20 protein-coding genes, 1 tRNA gene and 1 other RNA gene are annotated in these 23,401 nt (G+C 68.6%); 10 read left to right on the forward strand and 12 right to left on the reverse strand.

The features are described 5' to 3' along the window. Positions 1 to 49 precede the first annotated feature (49 nt). Positions 50 to 1,243: a pyridoxal-phosphate-dependent aminotransferase family protein gene (locus HJG44_RS10415; protein ID WP_171218320.1), complete on the reverse strand. Its 1,194-nt coding sequence runs from the start codon at positions 1,241 to 1,243 to the stop codon at positions 50 to 52. 107 nt (positions 1,244 to 1,350) lie between these two features. Here HJG44_RS10415 and HJG44_RS10420 point away from each other — a divergent pair, with 107 nt between their 5' ends. Together HJG44_RS10420 and HJG44_RS10425 are read left to right on the forward strand one after the other, a co-directional pair. Beyond that, the gene (locus HJG44_RS10420; RefSeq protein ID WP_246736212.1) at positions 1,351 to 4,272 is read left to right on the forward strand and encodes an FAD-binding and (Fe-S)-binding domain-containing protein; all 2,922 of its coding nucleotides are present in this window, start codon (positions 1,351 to 1,353) and stop codon (positions 4,270 to 4,272) included. Beyond that, positions 4,269 to 4,934, forward strand: coding sequence for a GntR family transcriptional regulator (locus HJG44_RS10425; protein ID WP_171218322.1), 666 nt, complete (start codon positions 4,269 to 4,271; stop codon positions 4,932 to 4,934). The genes HJG44_RS10420 and HJG44_RS10425 overlap by 4 nt, the downstream gene beginning before the upstream one ends. Here HJG44_RS10425 and HJG44_RS10430 read toward each other — a convergent pair. Further along, positions 4,925 to 5,725, reverse strand: coding sequence for a HesA/MoeB/ThiF family protein (locus HJG44_RS10430; RefSeq protein ID WP_171218323.1), 801 nt, complete (start codon positions 5,723 to 5,725; stop codon positions 4,925 to 4,927). The genes HJG44_RS10425 and HJG44_RS10430 overlap by 10 nt on opposite strands. A 118-nt stretch (positions 5,726 to 5,843) precedes the next feature. On the opposite strand from HJG44_RS10430, the gene HJG44_RS23305 reads away from it, so the two are divergent. Then, positions 5,844 to 6,248, forward strand: coding sequence for a type II toxin-antitoxin system HicB family antitoxin (locus tag HJG44_RS23305; RefSeq protein ID WP_174873188.1), 405 nt, complete (start codon positions 5,844 to 5,846; stop codon positions 6,246 to 6,248). A 6-nt stretch (positions 6,249 to 6,254) separates the two neighbouring features. On the opposite strand, the gene HJG44_RS10440 is transcribed toward HJG44_RS23305, so the two are convergent. The 4 genes from HJG44_RS10440 to HJG44_RS10455 form a co-directional block, all read right to left on the reverse strand. Further along, positions 6,255 to 7,550: an NAD(P)/FAD-dependent oxidoreductase gene (locus HJG44_RS10440; protein ID WP_171218324.1), complete on the reverse strand. Its 1,296-nt coding sequence runs from the start codon at positions 7,548 to 7,550 to the stop codon at positions 6,255 to 6,257. A gap of 4 nt (positions 7,551 to 7,554) precedes the next feature. Then, positions 7,555 to 8,286, reverse strand: coding sequence for an amino acid ABC transporter ATP-binding protein (locus HJG44_RS10445; RefSeq protein ID WP_171218325.1), 732 nt, complete (start codon positions 8,284 to 8,286; stop codon positions 7,555 to 7,557). Next, positions 8,283 to 8,936, reverse strand: coding sequence for an amino acid ABC transporter permease (locus HJG44_RS10450; RefSeq protein WP_171218326.1), 654 nt, complete (start codon positions 8,934 to 8,936; stop codon positions 8,283 to 8,285). Before HJG44_RS10450 ends, HJG44_RS10445 begins: the two co-directional genes overlap by 4 nt. 147 nt (positions 8,937 to 9,083) lie before the next feature. Then, on the reverse strand, positions 9,084 to 9,860 hold the full coding sequence (locus tag HJG44_RS10455; protein ID WP_171218327.1) for an ABC transporter substrate-binding protein: 777 nt from the start codon (positions 9,858 to 9,860) through the stop codon (positions 9,084 to 9,086). A 221-nt stretch (positions 9,861 to 10,081) separates the two neighbouring features. On the opposite strand from HJG44_RS10455, the gene HJG44_RS10460 reads away from it, so the two are divergent. Next, positions 10,082 to 11,083, forward strand: coding sequence for a DUF808 family protein (locus HJG44_RS10460; RefSeq protein WP_171218328.1), 1,002 nt, complete (start codon positions 10,082 to 10,084; stop codon positions 11,081 to 11,083). Between the two features lie 225 nt (positions 11,084 to 11,308). On the opposite strand, the gene HJG44_RS10465 is transcribed toward HJG44_RS10460, so the two are convergent. Continuing rightward, a tRNA-Arg gene (locus HJG44_RS10465) sits at positions 11,309 to 11,385 on the reverse strand. A gap of 149 nt (positions 11,386 to 11,534) precedes the next feature. Between HJG44_RS10465 and HJG44_RS10470 the strand changes: the two genes are divergently transcribed. Continuing rightward, positions 11,535 to 12,518, forward strand: coding sequence for a L,D-transpeptidase family protein (locus HJG44_RS10470; RefSeq protein ID WP_171218329.1), 984 nt, complete (start codon positions 11,535 to 11,537; stop codon positions 12,516 to 12,518). 130 nt (positions 12,519 to 12,648) lie between these two features. Here HJG44_RS10470 and HJG44_RS10475 read toward each other — a convergent pair whose 3' ends face one another. Continuing rightward, positions 12,649 to 13,506, reverse strand: a complete 858-nt coding sequence (locus HJG44_RS10475; RefSeq protein WP_210261055.1) for a 3-hydroxyacyl-CoA dehydrogenase family protein — start codon at positions 13,504 to 13,506, stop codon at positions 12,649 to 12,651. Next, positions 13,503 to 14,210 (reverse strand): TetR/AcrR family transcriptional regulator, encoded by a 708-nt coding sequence (locus HJG44_RS10480; protein ID WP_210261056.1) that lies wholly within the window; start codon positions 14,208 to 14,210, stop codon positions 13,503 to 13,505. The genes HJG44_RS10475 and HJG44_RS10480 overlap by 4 nt, the downstream gene beginning before the upstream one ends. A 204-nt stretch (positions 14,211 to 14,414) precedes the next feature. On the opposite strand from HJG44_RS10480, the gene HJG44_RS10485 reads away from it, so the two are divergent. The 5 genes from HJG44_RS10485 (at position 14,415) to HJG44_RS10505 (ending at position 20,899) form a co-directional block, all read left to right on the forward strand. Then, positions 14,415 to 15,614, forward strand: a complete 1,200-nt coding sequence (locus HJG44_RS10485; protein WP_171218331.1) for an ABC transporter substrate-binding protein — start codon at positions 14,415 to 14,417, stop codon at positions 15,612 to 15,614. Between the two features lie 2 nt (positions 15,615 to 15,616). Next, positions 15,617 to 16,651 carry a glutathione S-transferase N-terminal domain-containing protein gene (locus HJG44_RS10490; protein WP_171218332.1) on the forward strand — a complete coding sequence of 345 codons (1,035 nt, stop codon included), beginning with the start codon at positions 15,617 to 15,619 and terminating at the stop codon, positions 16,649 to 16,651. After that, positions 16,648 to 18,192, forward strand: coding sequence for an acyl-CoA synthetase (locus HJG44_RS10495; RefSeq protein ID WP_171218333.1), 1,545 nt, complete (start codon positions 16,648 to 16,650; stop codon positions 18,190 to 18,192). Before HJG44_RS10490 ends, HJG44_RS10495 begins: the two co-directional genes overlap by 4 nt. Beyond that, entirely contained in the window at positions 18,189 to 18,920 is a 732-nt protein-coding gene (locus HJG44_RS10500; protein WP_171218334.1) for a glutathione S-transferase N-terminal domain-containing protein, read from the forward strand. The genes HJG44_RS10495 and HJG44_RS10500 overlap by 4 nt, the downstream gene beginning before the upstream one ends. Before the next feature lie 152 nt (positions 18,921 to 19,072). After that, positions 19,073 to 20,899, forward strand: coding sequence for an acyl-CoA dehydrogenase (locus tag HJG44_RS10505; RefSeq protein ID WP_171218335.1), 1,827 nt, complete (start codon positions 19,073 to 19,075; stop codon positions 20,897 to 20,899). A 139-nt stretch (positions 20,900 to 21,038) separates the two neighbouring features. On the opposite strand, the gene ssrA is transcribed toward HJG44_RS10505, so the two are convergent. The 3 genes from ssrA to HJG44_RS10520 all read right to left on the reverse strand — a co-directional run bounded on the left by ssrA (position 21,039) and on the right by HJG44_RS10520 (position 23,234). Continuing rightward, positions 21,039 to 21,361, reverse strand: a transfer-messenger RNA (tmRNA) gene (gene ssrA, locus HJG44_RS10510). An 11-nt stretch (positions 21,362 to 21,372) separates the two neighbouring features. After that, the gene (locus HJG44_RS10515) at positions 21,373 to 22,149 is read right to left on the reverse strand and encodes a pentapeptide repeat-containing protein (RefSeq protein WP_171218336.1); all 777 of its coding nucleotides are present in this window, start codon (positions 22,147 to 22,149) and stop codon (positions 21,373 to 21,375) included. A 209-nt stretch (positions 22,150 to 22,358) separates the two neighbouring features. Beyond that, positions 22,359 to 23,234 carry an IclR family transcriptional regulator domain-containing protein gene (locus HJG44_RS10520; protein ID WP_171218337.1) on the reverse strand — a complete coding sequence of 292 codons (876 nt, stop codon included), beginning with the start codon at positions 23,232 to 23,234 and terminating at the stop codon, positions 22,359 to 22,361. Positions 23,235 to 23,401: the final 167 nt, after the last annotated feature.

Below are 23,401 nucleotides of genomic sequence, written 5' to 3' on the forward strand. Positions count from 1 at the left end.
GCCATGACGCGAGTGGATGACATTGCGAGGGTCGAGGCGGAGCCTTCGATCAATTGGCCGGAGTGGCACCGGGTCCGGCATTGCCGGCGAGATAGCTCATGGCGACGTCCACGCCGCCCGGATTGTGCGGAATGCCGCAGACGCGCAGCCCCATCTCCACCCCGGTCAGCACGCCCGTGACCATCAGGTCGTGGAAATCGCCGAGATGGCCGATGCGGAACACCTTGTCCGCGAGGGGCCCGAGCCCGTTGCCGAGCGACATGTTGAACCGCGCGAGGATCTCGGCGCGCAGGTTGTCGGCCGAATGGCCGTCGGGGAGGCGCACAGCGGTGAGCGAGGAGGAATACTCGGCCGGCTCGGCGCACTGGATCTCGAAGCCCCAATGACGCACGCAGCGGCGTGTCGCCTCCGCGGCGCGGTCGTGGCGTGCGAAGACGTTGTCGAGCCCTTCCTCGTGCAGCATGCCGAGCGCGACGTTGAGGCCCTGCAGCAGGTTCGTCGAGGGCGTATAGGGGAAGAAGCCCTTGGCGTTGATCTCCAGCATCTCCTCCCAGTCCCAGAAGGAGCGCGGCAGCTTCGCGGTCCTGGAAGCCGCGAGCGCCTTGTCCGAGATCGCGTTGAAGGAGAGGCCGGGCGGCAGCATCAGGCCCTTCTGCGAGCCGCCGACCGTGACGTCGACGCCCCACTCGTCGTGCCGGTAGTCGATCGAACCGAGCGACGAGATCGTATCGACGAGGAGCAGGGCCGGATGGCCGGCCTTGTCGATCGCGCGCCGCACCGCGGCGACTCGCGAGGTCACGCCCGTCGAGGTCTCGTTGTGCACGATGCACACGGCCTTGATCCTGTGATCCTTGTCCTCGGCAAGCCGCGCCTCGATCGCGCCGGCATCGACGCCATGGCGCCAGTCGCCCGGGATCACCTCGGCCTCGAGCCCGAGCTTCTTTGCCATCTTGCTCCACAGCGTCGAGAACCAGCCGGTCTCGAACATGAGGATCTGGTCGCCGGGCGAGAGGGTGTTGCAGAGCGCCGCCTCCCACGCGCCGGTGCCGGAGGCCGGGTAGATGATGACCGGGTTCTCGGTCTTGAAGATCGTCTTGATGCCGGCCAGTACCTCCCGGCCCAGCCTGCCGAATTCCGGCCCGCGATGGTCGATGGTCGGCTTCGCGATGGCGGCGAGCACCGGCAGCGGCGTGTTCGTCGGCCCCGGGATCTGCAGAAAATGACGGCCGGCCTGATAGCTCATCGGGGGTCCTCCCTGGCCGGCGGGTACGGCCTGTTGCCCAGATTGCATTTTGTATTATCTTTGCGGGCCGACGCGTCAAGCCGGCCGGGACACGGACAAGAATGAACATGCAGAAGGCGGCCGCGATCTCGCGCGATCTCGGCCTGGAGCGCCGGCTATCCAAGGCTCTGGAGGGCGAGGTCGCGTTCGACGCATTCACGCGCGGGCGCTACGCGACGGACGCCTCGATCTACCAGATCATGCCGGCCGGTGTTCTCTTCCCGAAGAGCGTGGCGGACATCCAGGCGGCGCTCACCATCGCGCGCGAGCACGGCCTGCCGGTGATCGCGCGCGGCGGCGGCACCTCGCAGAACGGCCAGCCGATCGGCTTCGGCCTCGTGCTCGACTGCTCGCGGCACCTCAAGGCGATCCGCTCTGTCGACGCGCAGGCGGGGGTCGCGGTCGTCGAGCCGGGGCTCGTGCTCGAGCACCTGAACGCGCGGCTTCGCAAGGACGGCCTGTTCTTCCCCGTCGAGCCCTCGACGGCGAGCCGCTGCACGATCGGCGGCATGACGGGGAACAATTCCTGCGGCGCCCGCTCGATCCGCTACGGCAAGATGGTCGACAACGTGCTGGGGCTCAGGGCGCTCCTCCCCGAGGGCGACGAGATCACGGCCGGGCCGCGCGGCGGCAATGCGGCCGGCTTCGCCGGATCGGAGCGCGCTGCCGGCCTCGCCGACCGCATGGTCGCGCTCGCGGATCGCGAGCGGGACGAGATCCTGCGCATGTTCCCGAAGGTGCAGCGCCGGGTCGGCGGCTACAATCTCGATGCGCTCCTGCCCGAGCAGCCCAACCTCGCCCATCTCCTCGTGGGTTCGGAGGGAACGCTCGCCCTCACGACCGAGGTGACGCTCAAGCTATCGCGCCTGCCGGCGCATCGCGTGATGGGCGTCTGCCATTTCCCGTCCTTCCGCTCGGCCATGGAGACGACCCGCCATCTCGTCGCGCTCGGGCCGGTCGCGGTCGAACTCGTCGACAACAACGTGCTCGTGCTCGGGGCCGACATCCCGCTCTTCCGCCGCACGCTCGCCGATATCACCAAGGGGCAGCCGAACTGCCTCCTCCTGGTCGAGTTCGCGGGCGACGATCTCGCCAGCCTCCGCCAGGACCTGCGGCGGCTCGATGCCTGCATGGCCGATCACGGCTTCCCGGAGGCGGTCGTCGAGGTGGTCGAGCCGCCGCGCCAGCGCTCGGTCTGGGACGTGCGCGAGGCCTGCCTCAACATCATGATGTCGATGAAGGGCGACGGAAAGCCGGTCTCCTTCATCGAGGATTGCGCGGTGCCGCTCGAGCACCTCGCCGACTACACGGACGCCGTCACCGAGCTGTTCAGCCGCTACGACACGGTCGGCACCTGGTATGCGCACGCCTCCGTCGGCTGCCTGCATGTGCGGCCGATCCTGAACATGAAGGACGAGGCCGGCGCGCGCGCCATGCGCGAGATCGCGGAGGCGGCCTGCGATCTCGTCCGCCGCTTCGAGGGCTCGCATTCGGGCGAGCACGGCGACGGCATCTCGCGCTCCGAATTCCACGAGCGCATGTTCGGCTCGCGGCTGGTCAGGGCCTTCGAGGAGGTGAAGGACGGGTTCGACCCCGAGAACCGGCTGAACCCGAACAAGATCGTGCGCCCGCACCGCATGGACGACCGTGCGCTCATGCGTTTCCCGCCCGGCTACAAGGTCACGGAGCCGCCCCGGGCGGTGCTCGACTGGTCCGAATGGGGCTCCTTCGGCCAGGCGGTCGAGATGTGCAACAACAACGGCACCTGCCGGAAGACCTTGGCCGGCACGATGTGCCCGTCCTACCGGGCGACGCTCGAGGAGCAGCACGTCACCCGCGGCCGGGCGAACTCGCTGCGGCTCGCCATCTCCGGCCAGCTCGGGCCGGACGCCTTCACGTCACAGGAGATGAAGGAGACGCTCGACCTTTGCGTCTCCTGCAAGGGCTGCCGCCGCGAATGCCCGACCGGAATCGACATGGCGCGGATGAAGATCGAGTTCCTACACCACTACCATGCCCGGCACGGGCTGCCGCTCAAGGAGCGGCTGATCGCGCATCTGCCGCGCTACGCGCCGGTGGCATCCAGGCTCGCGCCCCTGCTCAACCTGCGCGACCGCATCGGCCCGGTGGCACGCGCGACGGAGCGCTATCTCGGCTTCTCGGCCCGGCGCACGCTCCCGAAATGGCGCAGGCCCTGGCGCGAGAGCGGACCCGCCGCCTCCCCTTCGGAGGTCGCCGGCGATGGGCTCGACCTCGTGCTCTTCGGCGACACCTTCAACCGCACTTTCGAGCGCGAGAACCTGGAGGCGGCCGAGCGCGTGCTCCGCGCCGCCGGCTACCGGCTGCACCGCGTCGCTCCACCCGACGGGCTGCGCCCGCTCTGCTGCGGCCGCACCTATCTCTCCGCGGGCCTGGTGGAGGATGCGCGGCGCGAGGCGCGCCGCACGCTGGGCGCGCTCGCCCCCTTCGTGGCGAAGGGCGCTCGCGTCGTCGGGCTCGAGCCCTCATGCCTCCTGACTTTCCGGGACGAGTTCTTCGCGCTCCTGCCGAAGGGCGAGGTGGAGCCGCTCGCGCAGGCCTCGTTCCTCTTCGAGGAGGCGATCGCGGCCGATCTCGCGGCCGGGCGCATCGCGCTCCCGCTCTCGGATCAGGGCGGGCGCGTCGCGCATCTGCACGGCCATTGCCATCAGAAGTCGTTCGGGGCCATGGGTGCGGTGGAGACGGTGCTGAAATCAGTGCCCGGCCTGGAGGTCAGGACGATCGAATCGAGCTGCTGCGGCATGTCCGGCGCCTTCGGGTATGGTGCCAGGACCATCGACATCTCCCTCGCCATGGCCGAGCTCTCGCTCCTGCCGGCGGTCCGCAAGGCCGGGCCGGACGACCTCGTCGTGGCCGACGGCACGAGCTGCCGGCACCAGATCCATGACGGCGCCGGGCGCGAGGCGGTCCATGTCGCGCGCGTGCTCGACGCCGCATCGAGGCCCCGATGAGCCAGCCGATCAGACAGGCCGCGATCAGGCGCCGCTATCTCCACGACGAGGTGGCGGACCGCCTGCGCGAGCTCATCCGGGAGGGCGAGCTCGAGCCCCGCGCGAGGGTGAACGAGCTCGAACTCTCCGAGCGCTTCGGCATCTCGCGCACGCCGCTGCGCGAGGCGATCAAGATCCTGGCGACCGAGGGGCTGCTCGAACTCCTGCCGAACAAGGGTGCGCGCGTCGCCTCGATCTCGGCCGAGGAGACGGGCGAGGCGATCGAGGTGGTGGCCGGGCTGGAAGCCACGGCCGCCGAGCTCGCCTGCCGGTCGATCACGGACCGGGAGATCGAGGCGATCGGGGAGAAGCACGCCCGCATGGTCGAGGCGTGGAAGCGCGAGGACAACGTCGCCTATTTCACGCTCAACCGCGAGATCCACGAGGCGATCATGGCAGCCGCACGCAACGCCACGCTGCAGGGGATCTATGCGACGCTGTCAGGCCGTATCCAGCGGGCCCGCTACGCGGCGCACAAGACGCCCGAGCAGTGGAGGCGCGCCGTGGACGAGCATGAGGAGATGCTGCGCCTCCTCCGGGCCCGCGACGGCGAGAGGCTCGCCGCACTCATGCGCCGCCACATCCGCGGCAAAGTCGAACTGATCCTCGCCGCTTACGGCTGAGGCGCGGGCTGCGCGGCAGCGGCCGTCCCGCTCAGCGGGTTCGCCTCGTCCCAGCCGTAGCGCAGCGTCTCGAACCGCATCGCGAGCGCGTCCACCATGAGGAGGCGGCGGACAAGCCCCTCGCCGAAGCCGACGATCTCGCGCATCACCTCCATGGCCATGAGCGAGCCCATCACTCCGGCCAGCGCGCCCAGGATGCCCGCCTCCGCGCAGGTCGGAACGGTGCCCGCCGGCGGCGGCTCGGGAAATAGGCAGCGATAGGTCGGGTTGGGCCTGCCGTCCGGACCCGTCTCGTGCGCCCGGATCGTGGTGAGCGAGCCGTCGAACTGGCCAAGCGCGGCGGTGACGAGCGGCTTTCCCTCGAAGAAGCAGGCATCGGAGACCGCATAGCGGGTGGCGAAATTGTCCGAGCCGTCCGCCACGATGTCATAGGGCCGCACGAGAGCGCGCGCGTTCTCTGGGTCGAGCCGCGTCCGGTGCGCCGCGATCGCGACGCCGGGATTGAGGCGGCGCACCGCGTCGGCGGCGCTCTCGACCTTGAGCCGCCCGATATCGGGTGTGGCGTGGAGGACCTGCCGCTGGAGATTGGACAGCGAGACCGTATCGTCGTCCACGATGCCGATGGTCCCGATCCCGGCCGCGGCGAGATACTGGATGAGGGGCGAGCCGAGCCCGCCCGCGCCGATCACCAGGACGCGCGCGGCGCGGAGCTTCGCCTGGCCGGGGCCGCCGACGTCGCGCAGGACGAGGTGGCGGGCATAGCGTTCGATCTCGTCGCTCGAGAGTTTCATGGCGGCCGTGTCCGCCCTTTTCGGCGCCCGATCAAGCGGCGGCCCTATACCGGCCGTTAACCACGCCGGCGCAGAATGGGGAATTGGCGCAGCCCAGCAGCTCGGCCCCAGGATCCCGATGAGCGGCCCCTTCTATCCCGTCGTCGTCACGCAGCTCGGCGAGGAGGAGGGAGGCGGCTACATGGCGCAGGTGATCGACCTCCTCGGCTGCATGGCCTGGGGAGAGACGCCCCAGCAGGCGCTCGGCCATGCCCAGATCGCCACGATCGAATGGCTGCGCGAGGCCCGCCGCCTCGGCCGTCCCGTACCGGAGCCGAACTCGATCGTGCGCCGCGCGGGCCGGGCGCGCTCGGAGGCAGGCGACCTCATCCGCAAGCAGCAGCAGCTCATCCGCGCGCAGGCGGCGATGATCGACAGGCAGCGCGACCAAGCCGATGGGCTGCGGCGTGACGGGGAGGGCGGCCCGCTGCGCCGGGTGCCGCTCTCGGCCGCGGACGCAGCCCGGTGGCGCGCGCCGGCTTGATCCGGCTCAGGCGGCGGCCTTCACGCCGCCGTCGGTCAGGCGGTACCAGGCGATGATGGCCGACACATAGGCCCTGTGCAGGGCATGGAGCGGCAGCGGCCTGATCCCGATGATCGGAAAGGGCAGGGCCGTCCTGTCTCCCGTCGCCACGTATTCCGCCAGCGCCATTCCCATCGCGGTCTGCAGGCCGACGCCGCGGCCCATGCAGCCGATATCGATAGTCAGGCCGGGCTCCGGCTCGTGCAGGTGGGGCAGGAAATCGCGCGTGAGCGCGACCCGCCCGCACCAGCGGTACTCGATCGGGACGCCTCCGAGCTGCGGGAACATCTTGACCATGACGCGTTCGAGATGCGCCCAGTCCGCCGGCCCCTTCGGCTCGCGGAAGGGGCCGCGCCCGCCCATGAGGAAGCGGCCGGTATGGTCGAGCCGGAAATAGAGCAGGAGCTTGCGGGTGTCCGACGTGACCTGCCCCTCGGGCAGGATCGACTTGCGCAGATTGTCCGAGAGCGGCGCCGTCGCGATCTGGAACGAGTTCGGCGCGATGATCGTCTCGCGCAGCTTGGGGACGAGGTCGCCCGTATAGCCGTTCGTGCAGAGGACGACGCGATCGGCCGTGACGGTCGCACCTCTGTCGGTCGCGACCGTCCAGCGGCCGCCCTGGCGCGAGAGCCCGGTGGCGCGCGTCCCGCCATGGACCGCCGCGCCCGCCGCGATGGCGACGCGCGCGAGCTCGCGCGCATAGGCGAGCGGCTGCACGGCGCCGCCGCGGCGGTCGATCCAGCCCGCATCGTATTGCGGCGTGCCGAGCAGGCGCTCGGTCGCGGCCCTGTCCAGGACCTCGACGAGCGCGCCGCGCCGCGCCCATTGCTCGGCGCGCGAGCGGACGGTCTCGACCGAGGCCGGCGTATGCGCGCCCTGGATCCAGCCGGCCTGGAGGTGGGGCACGTCAAGCCCATGCCGGCGGATCAGGCCGAACACCGCGTCCGCCGTGCCGCCGACGAAGGGGATGAGCCGCTCGGCCGTGTCCGGGAACTTCCGTTCGAGCTCGTCCGGGTCGTACTTGATGCCCGGGATGACCTGGCCGCCGTTCCGGCCGGATGCGCCCCAGCCCGGCTCCTTCGCCTCGAGCACGACCACCTTCACGCCGCGCTCGGCGAGATGGAGCGCCGTGGACAGCCCCGCATAGCCGCCACCGACCACGCAGACGTCCGCCGTGGCCGGAGCCCCGAGCGGCGGTGTCGGCGGGGGAGGCGGGGCGGTGGCCGCCCAGAGCGCGGGCGCGAGCGGGAAGGGTTCGGTCATGGCTTCAGATCGGCCGCAGGACGCGGCGCAGGAAATCCTGGGTGCGGGCGTGTTTCGGGGCCGACAGGACCTCGGCCGCCTTGCCCTCCTCGACGATCACGCCGTGGTCGAGGAAGAGCACGCGGTCCGCGACCTCGCGGGCGAAGGAGATCTCGTGGGTCACCACCACCATGGTCATGCCGTCCTCGGCGAGCAGGCGCATCACGGCGAGGACCTCGCCGACGAGCTCGGGGTCGAGCGCCGAGGTCGGCTCGTCGAAGAGGATCGCCTTCGGCCGCATGGCGAGGGCGCGGGCGATCGCGACGCGCTGCTGCTGCCCGCCGGAGAGCTCGTGCGGGTAGGACCCGGCCTTGTTCGCGAGCCCGACCCGCTCCAGGAGCTGGCGGCCGTGCTCCATGGCGGCGTCGCGCGCCTCGCGCTTCACGTAGATCGGACCCTCGACGACGTTCTCCAGCGCGGTCCTGTGCGGGAACAGGTTGAAGCGCTGGAATACCATCGAGACCTGCGTGCGCACGGCCGTGATCGAGGGCGCGTCGCGGTCGACCTTGACGCCCTCGACCGTGATCGTCCCCGCCTCGTAGCTCTCAAGCCCGTTGATGCAGCGCAGGATGGTGGACTTGCCGGAGCCCGACGGCCCGATGATGCAGACGACCTCCCCCGCCGCGACGCTCGCCGAGATGCCCTTGATCACCTCCAGCGAGCCGAAGCGCTTGTGGACGTCGACGAGCTCGATCATCGCCGGCCGAACCTCTGTTCGAGCCGGCCGACGATCCAGATGAGCGGCAGGCTCATGCAGAGATAGAGCGCGGCTACCAGCGTGAAAACGGTCGTGTTCTGGAAGGTCGAGGACGCGATCAGCTTGCCCTGCAGCGCCAGCTCCGCGACCGTGATGGTGGAAGCCTGCGAGGAATCCTTGAGCATCATGATCATGATGTTGCCGTAGGGCGGCAGGACGATCTTGAAGGCCTGCGGCAGGATCACCCGCCGCATGGTGAGCCACCAGCCCATGCCGATGGATTGCGCGGCCTCGAGCTGCCCCCTGTCGATCGCCTCGATCCCGGCCCGGAAGTTCTCCGACTGGTAGGCCGAATAGGCGACGCCGAGCCCGATGATCGCGGCCTGGAGCGCGGTCAGCGAGATGCCGAAATCCGGCAGGACGAAATAGATGTAGAAGAGCTGCACGATGATCGGGATGCCCCGGATCACGTTCACGACGCTCTTGGCGAAGCCGGCGAGCCAACGGTTGCCGGAGACGCGCATCAGCGCCCAGACGAGCCCGAGCGCGGTCGAGAGCGCGAGCGAGCCGATCGTAACGATGACGGTCAGCCGGAGCCCCTGGGCCAGGATCGGCAGGAACTCGATCGATTGCCTGAGAAAGGTGTCCATGGGGCGGCGGAGGATCAGGCCGGGCGACCTGGGCGGTCGGGTTCGGTTGCGTCACCCCGCCCGTCCCACCGATGCGGACGCTCGCGGCCGCGAGCGCCCGAGGCTCGGGCCGGCCGGGGCGGGGCCCGGCCGTGACGAGGGGCGCCGCTACTCCTCCAGGCCCCACTTGGCGAGGATCTTCTTGATCGTGCCGTCGGCCTTCAGCTTGTCGAGCGAGGCGTTGACCTTCCTGAGCAGCTCGCCGTCGGTCTTGCGCACCCCGATGCCCACGGAGCCGACCACCATCGGCTTGTAGCCCCTGACCAGCCGTACCTCGGGGAAGCGGCCCTGCTGCAGGTTGTAGGCGACGATCGGGTAGTCGGCGAAGCCCGCCCTGATCCGCCCGGCATTCACGTCGCGCAGGATGTCCGGGATGGTGTCGTAGAGCTTCACCTCGCTGAAGAGGCCGCTCTTCTGCAAGGGCTCCACGAAGGCCGTGCCGACCTGCACGCCGACCGCCATGCCCTTCAGGTCGTTGATGTCCCGGTATTCCTTCGTGTCGGATTTCGGCACGAAGAGCCCGTCGCCATAGGTGTAGATCGGGCCGGAGAAGTCGATCACCTGCTTGCGGGCGTCGGTGATGTACATCGCCGCCGCGATCAGGTCGATGCGGCCGGAGGTGAGCGAGCCGATCAGCGCGGAGAACTGCATCGGCTCGACCTGGATGGCGAAGCCCGCATCCTTGCCGATCGCCTCCGCGATGTCGACCATGATGCCCTGGATCTTGTTGCTCTGCGTGTCCAGGAACGTGAACGGGATGCCGGTCGGGGTGGAGCCGACCTTCAGGGTCTGCTGCTGCTGCGCCAGGGCCGGGCCGGACAGGGTTGCGCAGACGATGGCGGCCCAGAGGAGCGAGCGGCGGGAGAGGCGGGCGCGAGGACTCATGGGGCAGGGCACTTTCCTGGGCTGGAGGCGAGCCGGCAAGCGCGGCCATAAAACGCCCTCGCCGGCCCCGGCGCAAGCGGTCCCTCGGCCGGGACCGGAGGCCTGCCCGCGCGGGAATACGGCGGCTGCCGGACCCGTATCGGCGCGGGTCGTCCACGTCCTGCGACGGAATCGGCGCCTGCGCGTTCTGTCCCGCGCAAGCCGGAACGTGCGGAGCTGACGTGAGCATAGGACTGATCGCCCTCCTGGACGACGTGGCGGGCCTCGCCAAGGTCGCCGCCGCATCGCTCGACGACGTCGCCGGCCAGGCCGCCAAGGCGGGCGCGAAGGCGGCCGGCGTCGTCATCGACGACGCGGCCGTGACGCCGCGCTACGTGACGGGCTTCGCGGCCGAGCGCGAGGTGCCGATCGTCGGCCGGATCGCGATCGGGTCGCTGCGCAACAAGCTCCTGATCCTCCTGCCGGCGGCGCTGGCGCTCGGCGCGCTCGCGCCCTGGGCCATCACGCCGCTGCTCATGCTGGGCGGCGCCTATCTCTGCTACGAGGGCGCCGAGAAGGTGCTGGAGGCGGTTCTCCCGCACCATGCCCATGCGCACGAGGCCCAGCTCGCGCCCGTGGCTCTCAACGCCCGCACGGTCGAGGACCAGAAGGTGGCGAGCGCGATCAAGACGGATTTCATCCTGTCCGCCGAGATCATGGCGATCACGCTCGCGGCGATACCGGAGGGTGGCTTGGCGATGCGGGCGATCATCATGGCGGTCGTCGCGGTCGGGATCACGGTCGCGGTCTATGGCGGCGTCGCCCTCATCGTGAAGGCGGACGATGCCGGGATCGCGCTTGCGGCGAACCGCAGCCGATCCGCCCTCGGCTCTCTGTCCCGGGCGGTCGGGCGGGCGCTCGTGCTCGGCATGCCCGTCTTCCTGAAGCTGCTCGGGGTGGTCGGGACCGCGGCCATGATCTGGGTCGGCGGCGGGATCCTGGTCCACGGGCTCGAGGAATACGGCTGGCCCGCCATCGGCCATGCCATCCACCATGCGGCGGAGGTGGCCGGCGCCGCCCTGCCAGCGGCCGCAGGGGCGGTCGCCTGGCTCGTCACGGCGGCAGGCTCGGGGATCGTCGGCCTCGTCGTGGGGGCCGCGCTCATCCCGGTCGCGAGCTTCATGGTCGCGCCCGCCTGGAGGATCCTGTCAGGAGCGCTGCGGCCGCAGCGATCGCCGGCGTGATCCGATACCCCGTCCGGGGGACGCCGTCCGTCCGGCAACGCGATCTTAATGGCTGCGGGTGTGTGCTTCAGGGCACGGACTCGCGACGGTCGCCCGAGCTAGTCTCTTTCCGTAAGCCGGGAGGCGAGCATGGTACGGATCGTCATCGCGGAGGTGCTGGTGTGCTCCCTCGCGCTCGCGGCGAACCTCATCCTGATCGGCTGAGGACCGACCTGCCGGACGGGTTGGCGACCGCGGAGGGACTCGAACCCCCAACCTTCGCGTTCGAAGCGCGACGCTCTATCCGATTGAGCTACGCAGTCGGGCCGCTTCGTTTTTAGGTTCTCCGCCCCCGCCCGGCAAGGAAGCGCCGCGAAAGCGTGTTGCGGCGCGTTGAACTTTCCCTTCGCGCCTCCGTTGAGCCCCCGCCTGCAGGGAGGGGGAGATGTTCGGCCTGGCTGGATGGGCGAGGATGAGTCGGGCGCCGCTCTGGCTTGCCGCGCTCCTGTGGTTGGCCCAGGCTGGGGCGGCTGCGGCGCTCACCGCCGCGGAGGTGAACGAGGCGGCGTTCAAGCCGGGCGGGCCTGCGCGGGAGGGCGTCGATCCCGCCGTGCTGCGTGCGCAGGTCCTGCTCGATCGCCTGCGCTTCTCGCCGGGCTCGATCGACGGCCGGATGGGTGAGAACTTTGCGAACGCGCTCGACGCCTTCGCGATCGCGAACGGCCTCCAGCCCGCGGGCAAGCTGACGCAGGAGATCTGGGACAGGCTGGTCGGGAGCTCGGAGGGGCCGATCCTCGTCCCGTACACGATCGCGAAGGAGGACGTGAAGGGCCCCTTCCTGGAGAGGATCCCGAAGGATTACGAGGAGATGGCGAGCCTGAAGAGCCTCGGCTACACCTCGCCCGAGGAGGCGCTCGGGGAACGGTTCCACGTCGCCCCGGCGCTGTTGAAGGCGCTCAACCCGAGGGCCCGGTTCGAGGCGGGCGAGGAGATCACAGTGCCGGCCGCCCGGCCGGACCCGAAGCCGGGGAACGGCGGCCCGAAGGTCGGCCGGATCGAGGTGGACAAGGCCAGGAAGACGGTCCGCGCCTTCGACCGGGACGGGAAGCTCGTCGCGACCTACCCGGCCTCGGTCGGCTCGGACGAGAAGCCGGCGCCCTCCGGCAGGTTCGAAATCAGGGCGATCGCCGCGAACCCGACCTATACCTACAACCCGGACTACGCCTTCAAGGGCCAGAGCGCGAAGAAGAAGGTCGAGATCGCTCCGGGCCCGAACAATCCGGTCGGCGCCGTGTGGCTGGACCTGACGGCCGAGAGCTACGGAATACACGGCACGCCGGAGCCGGAGCGGGTCGGCAAGACCGCCTCGCATGGCTGCGTCCGGCTCACGAACTGGGACGTGAAGGACCTCGCCAGCCAGGTGGGCAAGGGCACCGTGGTCGAGTTCGTGGAATAGCGGCCGACGTCCTCATCCCGGCGGCGAGGTGGGCGCTGCGGACAGGGCGTCCGGCAATCCGCAGGGCCGGGAGATCTCGGCACCTGGGAGCCGCCTGTGATCCCCTGATCAGGGAAGGGGAGGATGCTGCTCAGCTCGCCGACCGCCAGCCCGGCTTGCCGCGACCGCCGGCGAGTCCTGCCTTCACGCGCTGCTTGAGGAGCGGCCGTGGCCGGAAACGCTCGCCATAGGCCTCCTGCAGGATCTCCTGGACCTGCAGGCAGAGGCTCGAGGTCGTGGCGTCCATGAGCTCGAACGGGCCCATCGGGTGCCCGAGGCCGAGCCGGCACGCGGTGTCGATGTCGGCGGGCGTGGCCACGCCTTCCTCGACGAGCCTTACGGCCTCGATCATGAAGGCGTGCAGAAGCCGGTTCACGGCGAAGCCCGCGACGTCCTTGATCTCGATCGGCGTCTTCCCGATACGGGCGCAGAGGGCGAGCGTCGTCTCAACGATCTCGCGGGCGGTGTCGAAGGCGGGAATGACCTCGACGAGCTTCATCCGCGTGACGGGCGAGAAGTAGTGCGTGCCGATGAAGCGCTTCCGCCGCTCGGGGCCGACCTGTGCGGCGAGAGACGAGATCGGGATGGTCGAGGTGTTCGTCGCCAGGATGCACTCGGCCGCGCAGATCGCGTCGAGCTGCCGGAACACCTCCGCTTTGACGTCCTCCTGCTCGAAAACCGCTTCGGTGACGAAGCCGCACCGGGAGAGGGCCGCCAGATCGGGCGCGGTCGCAAGTCGCGCGAGCGCAGCCTCCTTCCCGCCGGCCGGGAGCGCTCCCCTCTGCGCGCCGCGGTCGTAGACGGAATGGAGCCGCGTGACGGCGCCGGCCAGGAGCTCGGCCGAGCGATCGACGAGAACCACCTCGAACCCGGCCACCGCGAAGGTGAGAGCGATCTCGGAGCCCATCAGCCCCGCTCCCACCACTCCGACCTGCATCGCTTCACTCACTGCTGCGTCTCCCCGCTTGCCCTTGATCTGGAAGTCGAGCGCCGCCGCCGGGTCGCAGCGCGCTCCGATGTCCCGTCCGCCTCCGGAGCGGATTTTCGCGTCCGCTCGGGAGGTGCGCCGGCCAGCCCGAAGGTCACGAATTTCATGTAGGCGGCGACCACCCAGTCCGGGATCGGCCCGGCTCCGCCTTCGACCTTCGAAAAGCGAAGATAGATGTAGAACCGGGCAGCCATCAGGATGAAGGCGAGCACCTCCAGCTCGCGCGCCTCGAAGCCGGGCAATTCGCCTCGCGCCCGGCTCCGTTCGAGGGCCGACACGTAATGGCGCGCGAGATTGTCGATGTGCTCCTGGAACGCGGCCGGCGCCGCTGTCTCGGCTTCGTTCAGCAGACGGTAGAACCCGGGATGCTCGACAAGGAAGTCGAAGAAGCCCCGGAAGCCCCGCTCCTCCAGGTCGAGAACGTCGCGCGCGCCCGAGACACGCGCGCGCAGCTGCTGCAGCAACTCGTTCCCGACGGTCGGCAACAGCTCGTCGAAGAGATCCTGACGCGACTCGAAATAGCGATAGAACGTGCCGTGAGCGAGGCCGGCGCGCTCCGTGATGCGCCCGACCGAGGTCTCCTCGTACCCGCGCTCGCCGATCAGGTCGGCAGCCGCGCGCATCAGCGCGACGCGGTTCGCCTTGACCCGATCGGAGCGGCTCACCTTCGGTTCAGCCCGCGATTTCGGCATCCTTCCTCCGTGACGCGCGCTCGGGACGGCGAGTCCGCCGCCGCCACCTAGCGCAAGCCGGCCTATCGAACAAAGCCGCTCCAACTCGCATTGTGATTTGCGATCCGCAAGTCATCTTTGTTGACGGCATGGCTCGGGCGTGAAACAACCGCGTCAACGAACAGCGGAGGAACGTTCATGCGAGGTCTATCTGCGCTGCTGCTGCTTGCCGGGATGGCTGCGGCGCCCGCGATCGCCCAGGGCGAGAGGCCCGTCAGGGTCGGCGTGCTGACCGACATGTCGGGCGTCTACGGCACGATAACGGGTAAGGGCGCGGTGGAAGCCGCGAGAATGGCTGTCGAGGACTTCAAGGCGGGCCATCCAGGTTTCCAGGTCGAACTGGTCTCCGCAGATCACCAGAACAAGCCGGACGTCGCGGTCGCGCTCGCGCGCCAGTGGATGGATGTCGACGGCGTCGACGCCGTCGCCGAGTTGACCACATCGGCGATCGCCCTGGCCGTCCAGAAGCTTGCGGAGGAGAAGAAGAAGATCGTGCTCGTGTCCGGTGCAGGCTCGTCCGACCTGACCGGCAAGGCATGCTCCCCCACCGGCTTCCATTGGACCTACGACACCTATGCCCTGGCGAACGGGACGGGTCGGGCGGTCCTCCAGCAGGGCGGCCGCAAGTGGTTCTTCCTGACGGTCGATTACGCCTTCGGGCAGGCGCTCGAAAAGGACGTGTCGGACACGGTGAAGGCCATGGGCGGCGAGGTGGTCGGAGGGGTTCGGCATCCGCTGAACACGGCCGATTTCTCGTCCTTCCTGCTCCAGGCTCAGGGCTCGAAGGCCGATGTGATCGGTCTTGCCAATGCGGGTAGCGACCTGGTCAACAGCATCAAGCAAGCGACCGAGTTCGGCATCGGCCAGAGTTCCCAGCGGCTGGCGGCGCTCCTGGTCTATATCACGGATGTGCATGCCCTCGGCCTCGACCAGTCGAAGGGCGTGTACTTGACCACGGGCTTCTACTGGGACCGGGACGAGGCCACTCGCGCGTGGTCGAGGCGCTTCTTCGATCGCGTCGGGGCGATGCCGACCATGGCCCAGGCCGGGATGTACTCTTCCGTCAGCCACTATCTCCAGGCCGTCAAAAAGGCCGGGACCAGGGACGCAGTGCAGGTCGCCCGAACCATGAAGTCGATGCCCGTCAACGACATGTTCGCGACCAACGGCGTCGTGCGCGAGGATGGCCGCATGGTTCACGACATGTACCTCGTGCGCGTGAAGCAGCCGTCGGCGTCGCGCTATCCCTGGGATTACTACGAGGTCGTGCAAACGATTCCCGGCCGCGAAGCCTTCCGGCCGATGGAGGGGGGCGGCTGCCCCCACGCCGGCAAGTAGGGATGTCGGTGCCGACCGTGTCCTCCGAAGGCCGCTATCGTCTCGTCGGGTCCACCGCCTCGCCCTACGCGCTCAAGATGCGGGCGATCCTGCGCTACCGCAGGATACCGTTCGACTGGGTGATCATGACGCCCGCGTTGCGGGCCGAAACCGCCCACCTCAAGCCGAACCTGATTCCGGCTCTTCGCTACCCGGACGGCACCTGGCGGGGCGAGACGACCACGCTCGCCCATGATCTCGAGACAAGACACCGGGAGCGCTCGATCATCCCGGAGGACCCGGCGCTGGCGTTTCTCTGCGATCTCCTCGAGGACATGGCGGACGAATGGGCTGTGAAACCGCTCTTCCTCTACCGGTGGTGGGATCCGGAGGACCAGGATTACGTCTCCCGCTGGGCGGCCGAGGAGTGGTCCGTGTTCGAGGAGGAGGCCGGCTCGGAAGCCGAGCGCGAGGCGATGCGCCGACGCCAGATCTCGCGCATGCCGATCCTCGGCGCGACGGCCGAAAACAAGCCCCTTCTGGAGGAAAGCTACCGGCGCATGCTGGCCGCGATCGAGCCGCATGTCGGGCTGAACAGGTTCTTCTTCGGTACCCGTCCCTCGTTGGCGGATTTCGCCTGGTACGGGCAGCTCAATGAGATGGCCACCGATCCTACCCCGATGCGGATCATGCGGGCGATCGCGCCGAAGACGGATATCTGGGCCCGCCGTCTGGACGACACCTCGGGCGTGGATGGGGAGTGGTGGCCCCTCGACAAGGTGCTCGCGGGTGCCGCGGGCGATCTTCTCGCCCTCGCGGGCGAGCTCTACCTGCCGTTCCTCGCCGCCAACGAGAAGGCCTTCAACGGAGGGCTTGAGCGGCTCAGGATCACCGTCTGGGGCCTCGATTACGCGCTCGCTCCCTTCAAGTACCAGGTGAAGTGCCTCACGACGCTTCGCGATCGCTTCTGCGCTTTGGGCGCCCCCGATCGCTCGCGACTCGAGCCGGTTCTTCGGCGGACCGGATGCTGGCCGATCCTCGCCGGGGAGGGCGCATGATCGACCGATGCGCATCGCCTGACTGGATCGCGCAGCACGCGCTCTGGTCCCCCGGCAAGATCGCCACCATCGACCTGCATTCCGGCCGCCGCTGGACCTATGCCGAACTCGATGGCCGCTGCGAGCGGCTCGCCTCGTTTCTTTCGGCCGAGTGCGGGGTGAGCGTCGGCGACCGGGTGGGCGTGCTGGCTCACAACTCGACCGACCTCTTCGAGGTACAGTTCGCCTGTCCGCGGATCGGCGCGATCTTCGTGCCTCTCAACTGGCGGCTGGCGGATGCGGAAATGCGGCAGATCGCAGCCGACGCGGGCCTCTCCGTCCTGATCTACGGTCCGGAATTCGCGCCTTCCGCGCGCGCGGTGGCGGCGGCCAGCCCCCGGCTGCGGCTCGTATCCGTCCGGGACGGCGCCGGTTCGGACTACGAGACCGGGATCGCGGAAGCCTCTCCGCTCCCGCGGCGGGCGCAGGTCCGGTACGGCGATGTCTGGACGATCATGTACACGTCCGGCACGACCGGGCGGCCCAAAGGTGCGATGATCACCTACGGCATGGTCACCTTCAGCGCCGTGAACAGCATGATGAAGGCCGGGGTGAGTGCCGGCTCGAGGGGCCTGACATTCCTGCCGCTCTTTCATGTCGGCGGCCTCTACCTGATGGCCGGCTTCATCTTCCACGCCGGCGGGACGAACACCGTGATGCGATCGTTCGATCCCGCGGAAGCGCTCGCTGCGCTCTCCGATCCCGAGCAGCGGATCACGCATGTCTTCGGCGTGCCGACGAACTTCCTCATGATGACGCAGCAGGAGGGGTTTGCCGCAGCCGATCTCTCCGCGATCGAGTGCCTGCTGGTCGGAGGGGCGCCCTGCCCACTCAGCGTGCTGCGATCCTTCGCGGACAAGGGCGTGCGCATCCGGCAGGCCTGGGGCATGACCGAGACCACGACGCTCGGGACCATGCTCGGCGCCGACAGGGCGGTTGAGAAGCTCGGCTCGTCCGGCCTGCCCGTGATGCATGCCGAGCTGCGGATCGAGGACGAGGACGGAAGAGAGGTCCCGTCGGGCGCCGTCGGCCAGCTGGTCATTCGCGGCCCGACCGTCACGCCCGGCTACTGGCGGAACGAGTCCGAAACGGCGCGCGCGTTCCGGGACGGATGGTTCCTCACAGGCGATGCCGCCAGGATCGATGCCGAGGGTTTCGTAACGATCGTCGATCGCTGGAAGGACATGTACATCTCGGGCGGGGAGAACGTTTACCCGGCCGAGGTCGAGGACGTTCTTCACCGGATGGACGGCGTGATCTCCGCCGCAGTAATCGGCGTTCCCGATCCCAAGTGGGGCGAGGTGGGTTGTGCCTATCTCGTGACGCGGGAGGGGGTCACGGCCGATGCCGAGCAGGTGCGAGCTTACTGCGCCGCCCATCTGGCGCGCTACAAGCTGCCGCGTCACGTCAGGGTGATCGACTCTCTCCCGCTCACCGCCGCCGGAAAGGTGTCCAAGCCCGATCTGCGGCGGCTCTTTGCCGCCGAAGGCGAGGTTCCATGAACTGGCGCGAGCCGCAGGGTCCGGCCGATCTCGATGTCTATACGTGGCCGACCCCGAACGGCCGCAAGGTCACGATCCTTCTCGCCGAGGCCGAGCTTCCCTACAACCTCGTCCCCGTCGACACGGCCGCCGGCGTGCAGTTCGAGCCGGACTATGCAGAGATCAATCCGAACCGGAAGATCCCCGCCCTGGTCGACCACCGGTTCCCTCGCGGCGGGGGAGCGTGGCCGATCTTCGAGTCTGGCGCGATCCTTCTGCACCTCGCGGAGCGGACCGGCCGCTTCCTGCCGGCGGATGCGCGCCGCCGCTCGGAGACGCTGCAGTGGCTGATGTGGCAGGCGAGCGGATTTGGACCGATGCTCGGCCAGGCGCATCACTTCCGCTTCTATGCCCCCGAGCAGATCTCGTATTGCGTGGAGCGCTATACGCGAGAGGCGGAGCGGCTCTATCGGGTGCTGGATCGGCGGCTCGAGGAACGTGAATATGTCGTCGACGAGTTTTCGATCGCCGACATCGCGATCTGGCCCTGGATCGTGCCGCGGAAGCTGCAAGGCATCGATCTCGAAGCGTTTCCGAACGTGGCGCGCTGGAACACGACCATGAAGGCGAGGCCTGGCGTCAGGGCAGGTTTCGACGTGCTCCGGGATAGGGCAAGCGCCGCCAAGCCCACCGGCCGCGCATGGAGCAACCTGTTCGACCGGCGGGACGAAGCCGGATCGGATCGCTAGGTGGGAATCGTGTACGCCTTCTGGCCGGTTCGGCCGTCCCGACGACCTCAGGGCGCAGCGCTCCTCCTCGCCAGCCCTGCGGGACGGCATATCTCGGGACAGATCCTCGCCGTCGATGGCGGCGCGACGGCGATTTGACGGACGGCCGACGGATGGACTTCATCGACCAGCGCGAGCTCACTTTCCTCCTGTATGACTGGCTCGGAGTGGAAGAGCTGACGAAGGCTCCGCGGTTCGCCGAGCATTCGCGCGAGACGTTCGATGCCGTCCTGGAGACGAGCCGCAAGCTCGCGCGCGAGCTCTTCGCGCCGCATTACAAGAAGTCCGACCGCGAGGAGCCGGTCTTCCAGGACGGTTCCGCGAAGGTCCTGCCCGAGATCGGAGAGGCGTTGAAGGCCTTTGCGGAGGCGGGGCTCTTCGCCGGCTCCTTTGACGAAGCCCACGGCGGGTTGCAGCTGCCGCAGGTGATCCACTCGGCAGCGATGTCGCAGTTCTTCGCCGCGAACATCGCGACGTCCGCCTATGCGATGCTGACGACGGCAAATGCCCGGCTGCTGACGACCTTCGGCACGCCTGCTCAGATCGAGGCCTTTGCGCGGCCTCAGATCGAGGGGCGCTGGTTCGGAACGATGTGCCTGTCCGAACCGGACGCGGGCTCGTCCCTCGCCGACATCAGCACGAAAGCCGTGCCGGACGGCCGGTCTTCGCTCGGGATGCGCTATCGGCTTTTCGGCCGCAAGATGTGGATCTCGGGCGGCGAGCACGAGATGACGGAGAACATCGTCCATCTCGTCTTGGCCAAAACCCCAGGCCCCGACGGCCGAACCCTTCCCGGCACGAAGGGCATCTCGTTATTCGCCGTGCCGAAGCGGCTCGTTCGTCCCGACGGCCCGCTGGGTGATCGCAACGACATCGCCCTCGCGGGCCTGAACCACAAGATGGGCTACCGGGGCACCACGAATTGCCTGCTGAATTTCGGCGAAGGCGAACGGTTTCGCCCGGAAGGAAAGGCCGGGGCCGTCGGCTACCTTGTCGGGCAGCCAGGGGATGGCCTTCCCATCATGTTCCACATGATGAACGAGGCACGGATCGCGGTCGGCCTCGGCGCAGCCGCCCTCGGCTGCCGGGGCTATCGGCATGCGCTCGACTATGCGCGAACCCGACGGCAGGGCCGGTTGCCGGGCGCGAAGGATCCGGCAGCCGCGCCGGTGCCGATCATCGAGCATGCCGATGTCAAGCGGATGCTGCTCGCCCAGAAGTGCTATGCGGAAGGCGCGCTGGCGCTGGTGCTCTACTGCGCAAAGCTCGTCGACGAGCAGGCCGTGGCGCAGGGTGAGCGCCGCGAGGAGGTCGAGCGGCTACTCGGACTGCTCACCCCGGTGGCGAAGAGTTGGCCCTCGGAATTCTGCCTGGAGGCGAACGATCTCGCCATCCAGGTTCACGGCGGATACGGCTACACGCGCGAGTTCGATGTCGAGCAGGTCTACCGCGACAACCGTCTCAACCCGATCCATGAAGGCACAACGGGAATCCAGGCCCTGGACCTCTTGGGCCGCAAGATCCTCCGGGAGAAGGGCCGATCATTCCGGGAGTTTCTCCGCCTGGTCGACGGTACCGCCTCTCGGGCGGCGTGCCACGCCGACCTCGAGGACCATGCCGCAAAGCTGCGCTCGTTCTGGAGCGAGATCGACGGGACGATCGCGGTCCTGTCGGAACTCCCGACCGGCGAGGCCCTCGACGATTCCTGGGCGTTTCTGCCGGCGTTCGGGCATGGTGTTCTGGCCTGGATGCTCCTCGATCAGGCCGTCCTGCTTGCCGGAAGCTCTCGGCCGGATATCGAGCCGTCCTTCGCCGCCGCCAAGCTTTGGGCCTTGCGCTACTTCTACGAGGTGGAACTGCCGCGTGCCCGGCAGCACCTTGCATATGTCGGGCGGAGGACCGGGCTTCTATCGGGAGAGATTCCGACGGCGGTGCTGTGAAGGAGGGCGAGCGACCCCGCTTCGCCCGCCGCCTCGGCAAGGCCCGGGCGCGCCGGCCGGACTTTTGTCCCGGTGGAAGTGCGCTGGTCCTGTACCGGAGCTGACGCTGCGCATCGGCAGAAATGGGAACGGCGCCCTGAGGCGCCGTTTCTGTTGCTAGGCTTTCCCGAGCCCCGGATGGTTACGCCGCGAGGCGAACCTCACCCATGTCAACGTTGTCGTTGGCATTTGTGGATTTGCACTATCAGGGCCGTAGCTCAGCCCAATCGCAGCCTAGCCTTTACCGCGCCCAGTCGAACCCAAGTCGCCCCCCTCAGGAACGCACCGTGCCGATGCGCTCGTGGTGGAGGCGGCGGGAATTGAACCCGCGTCCTGAACGCCTATTCCGCTCTGCCTCTACGATCATAGTCGGGTCGCCCCGACGGTCCCAATATAGGCGAGACCGGCCCTGCCGCCAAGGGCCCGTCCCGCGCTCAGTCGTCCTCCGTCCCGCAAGGCCAGTTCCTAGGGGCGGAGAGGCCGGCGGGCAGCTTCGTCTGGGCGGTGCCGCAGGCGAGATCGATCTGGCCCTGAGTGAGCCCGGAGGCGGCGCTCAGGTCGGCGCCGCCGAGCTGCGCCCGGTACAGATAGGCGCCCTTGAGTTGCGCACCCCCGAGATGCGCGCCGTCGAGCCGCGCGCGGGACAGGTTCGAGTAGCTGAAATCGACCTTCTCCAGCCGTGCCTTGGTGAAGTCGACCCGCGCGAGCTCGGCTTTCGACATGTTCGCGCCCGTAAGGTCGGCCTCCTTGAAATCGGAACGGTTGATCTCCGACTTCACGAAGCTCGCGCCGGGCAGCTTCGCCTTCTCGAACGCGGCGCGGCTCATCTGGGCCATGTCGAAGACCGCGTTGGCGAGCGTCGCGCCGCGGAAGCTCGTGCGCCAGCCGACGGCCTTGGAGAGGTCCGCCCCGGTGAGGTCCGCGCCGTCCAGGCGGACGAAGCTCAGCTCCGTCTCGGTCATCTTGGCTCCCTTGAGAACGGCACCGTTCAGGGTGGTCGAGGTCAGCATCGCCTTCGTCATCACCGCCCCGGTCAGATCGCTGCGGTCGAGGAGGAGCGAGGTCTTGCTGCAGCCCGCCCAGTTCACCTTCGGGTCCGGGCCGTCCCGGCACTCCGCCGCGGCGGGTGCGGCAAGGAGGATGCAGGCGCCTGCGAGGAGCGCGGCCCAGGAGTGCTCGGCCGCGGGCCGGTGGGGCGAGGTCTGGCGCATGTCGATCTGACCCGCTGCGGCGCAGGATGAAGTCCGGCCGCTCCTGCCCAAGACCAATACCGCCCGGACGGGCCGAGGAACAGCCGATCGGCTGCCGACGTCCTGAACTCGCTCCACGATGCTGCGCTCGGGGGAGAGCCCCCTGTCGTGGTGGCGCTTCCAAGCAGAACCCGGCCCACAGCGCCATATCGCGCCGCGGCCATAGTCAGCTACTCCTTGTCCGCCGCCGGGCGAGCTCGACTTCTGCGCCTCCTAGCCTGATCCGTCGCGCGTGGGACCGCCGAGGTCGCTAGCCGCTGTTCGATCTCTCGCGCCCCCGACTGCAGGGCGGCGATGAAGCTCTGCGCTGAGCGCCCACCCCTCTCGGCATACGTGCGGATCATGCACAGGCACCCCATCACACTTCCGCTCGGCCGAAAGATCGGAACGGCCGTACCTTCGAGACCTGCGTCGACCTCGCTATCAGCGATGCAGAAGCCGGCGCGCCGAATCTCTCGGAGCCGACCCCGGAACTCCGCCCATGTTCTTCCAAGCCCTGCCGCCCGGATCTCGTCAGGACAGTTCAGCATCGCGGACTTGATCTGGGAGGGAGGCAGATTGGCGAGGATGATCTTCGAGGCCGCCCCGCGGAAGAGCGGCATCGGTCGGCCGCGGCTGAACTGCGTCTCGACCGCCGAACTCTGCCATTCCTCGTGGATGCAGATAACCCGATCCGCATAGATGCTGCAGAGGATGAGGTTCACCCCCAGCCGGTCCCTCATGCTCGCCATGACAGGCCGCGCCGAGACGAGCAGGGGATCGCTCATGCGAATCTGGCGATCGAGCTGGATGATCCGAGGGCCGAGCACGTAGCGTCCGCCCTCGTCCGGCGCGATCAGACCTGCATGCGCCAAGGCCCGAAGGTACCGGTAAGAAGTCGCTTTCGAGTAGCCGCAGCTGTGGGCGATCTCCTCGGCCGTCCAGGCCGGCCGGTCCACCGTGTACAGTTCCAGCAAGCCCAAGACACGAGTGAGGCTGCTTCCCTCCGCTCCTCGGGTGGTGACGGTCTCGTCCGCCGGCTCCAGGTCTTCTGCGCTCTCGTTCACGCCGTTGAGCTCTCGCCAAGCATCCGCGCCATCGGTGGTCTAAGCGCGCGGTCGCGTTCATGAAACAGGTAAATTCTCAAAATATGACAATTGACGCGAAATGCATGATAGGAGATAGCGTGGCGACAAACCTCGTGGTGACGGGGTTCGGGCGCGAGAGGAGACAG

Source organism: Enterovirga aerilata, from assembly GCF_013044135.1.
Classification (GTDB): Bacteria; Pseudomonadota; Alphaproteobacteria; order Rhizobiales; family Beijerinckiaceae; genus Enterovirga; species Enterovirga aerilata.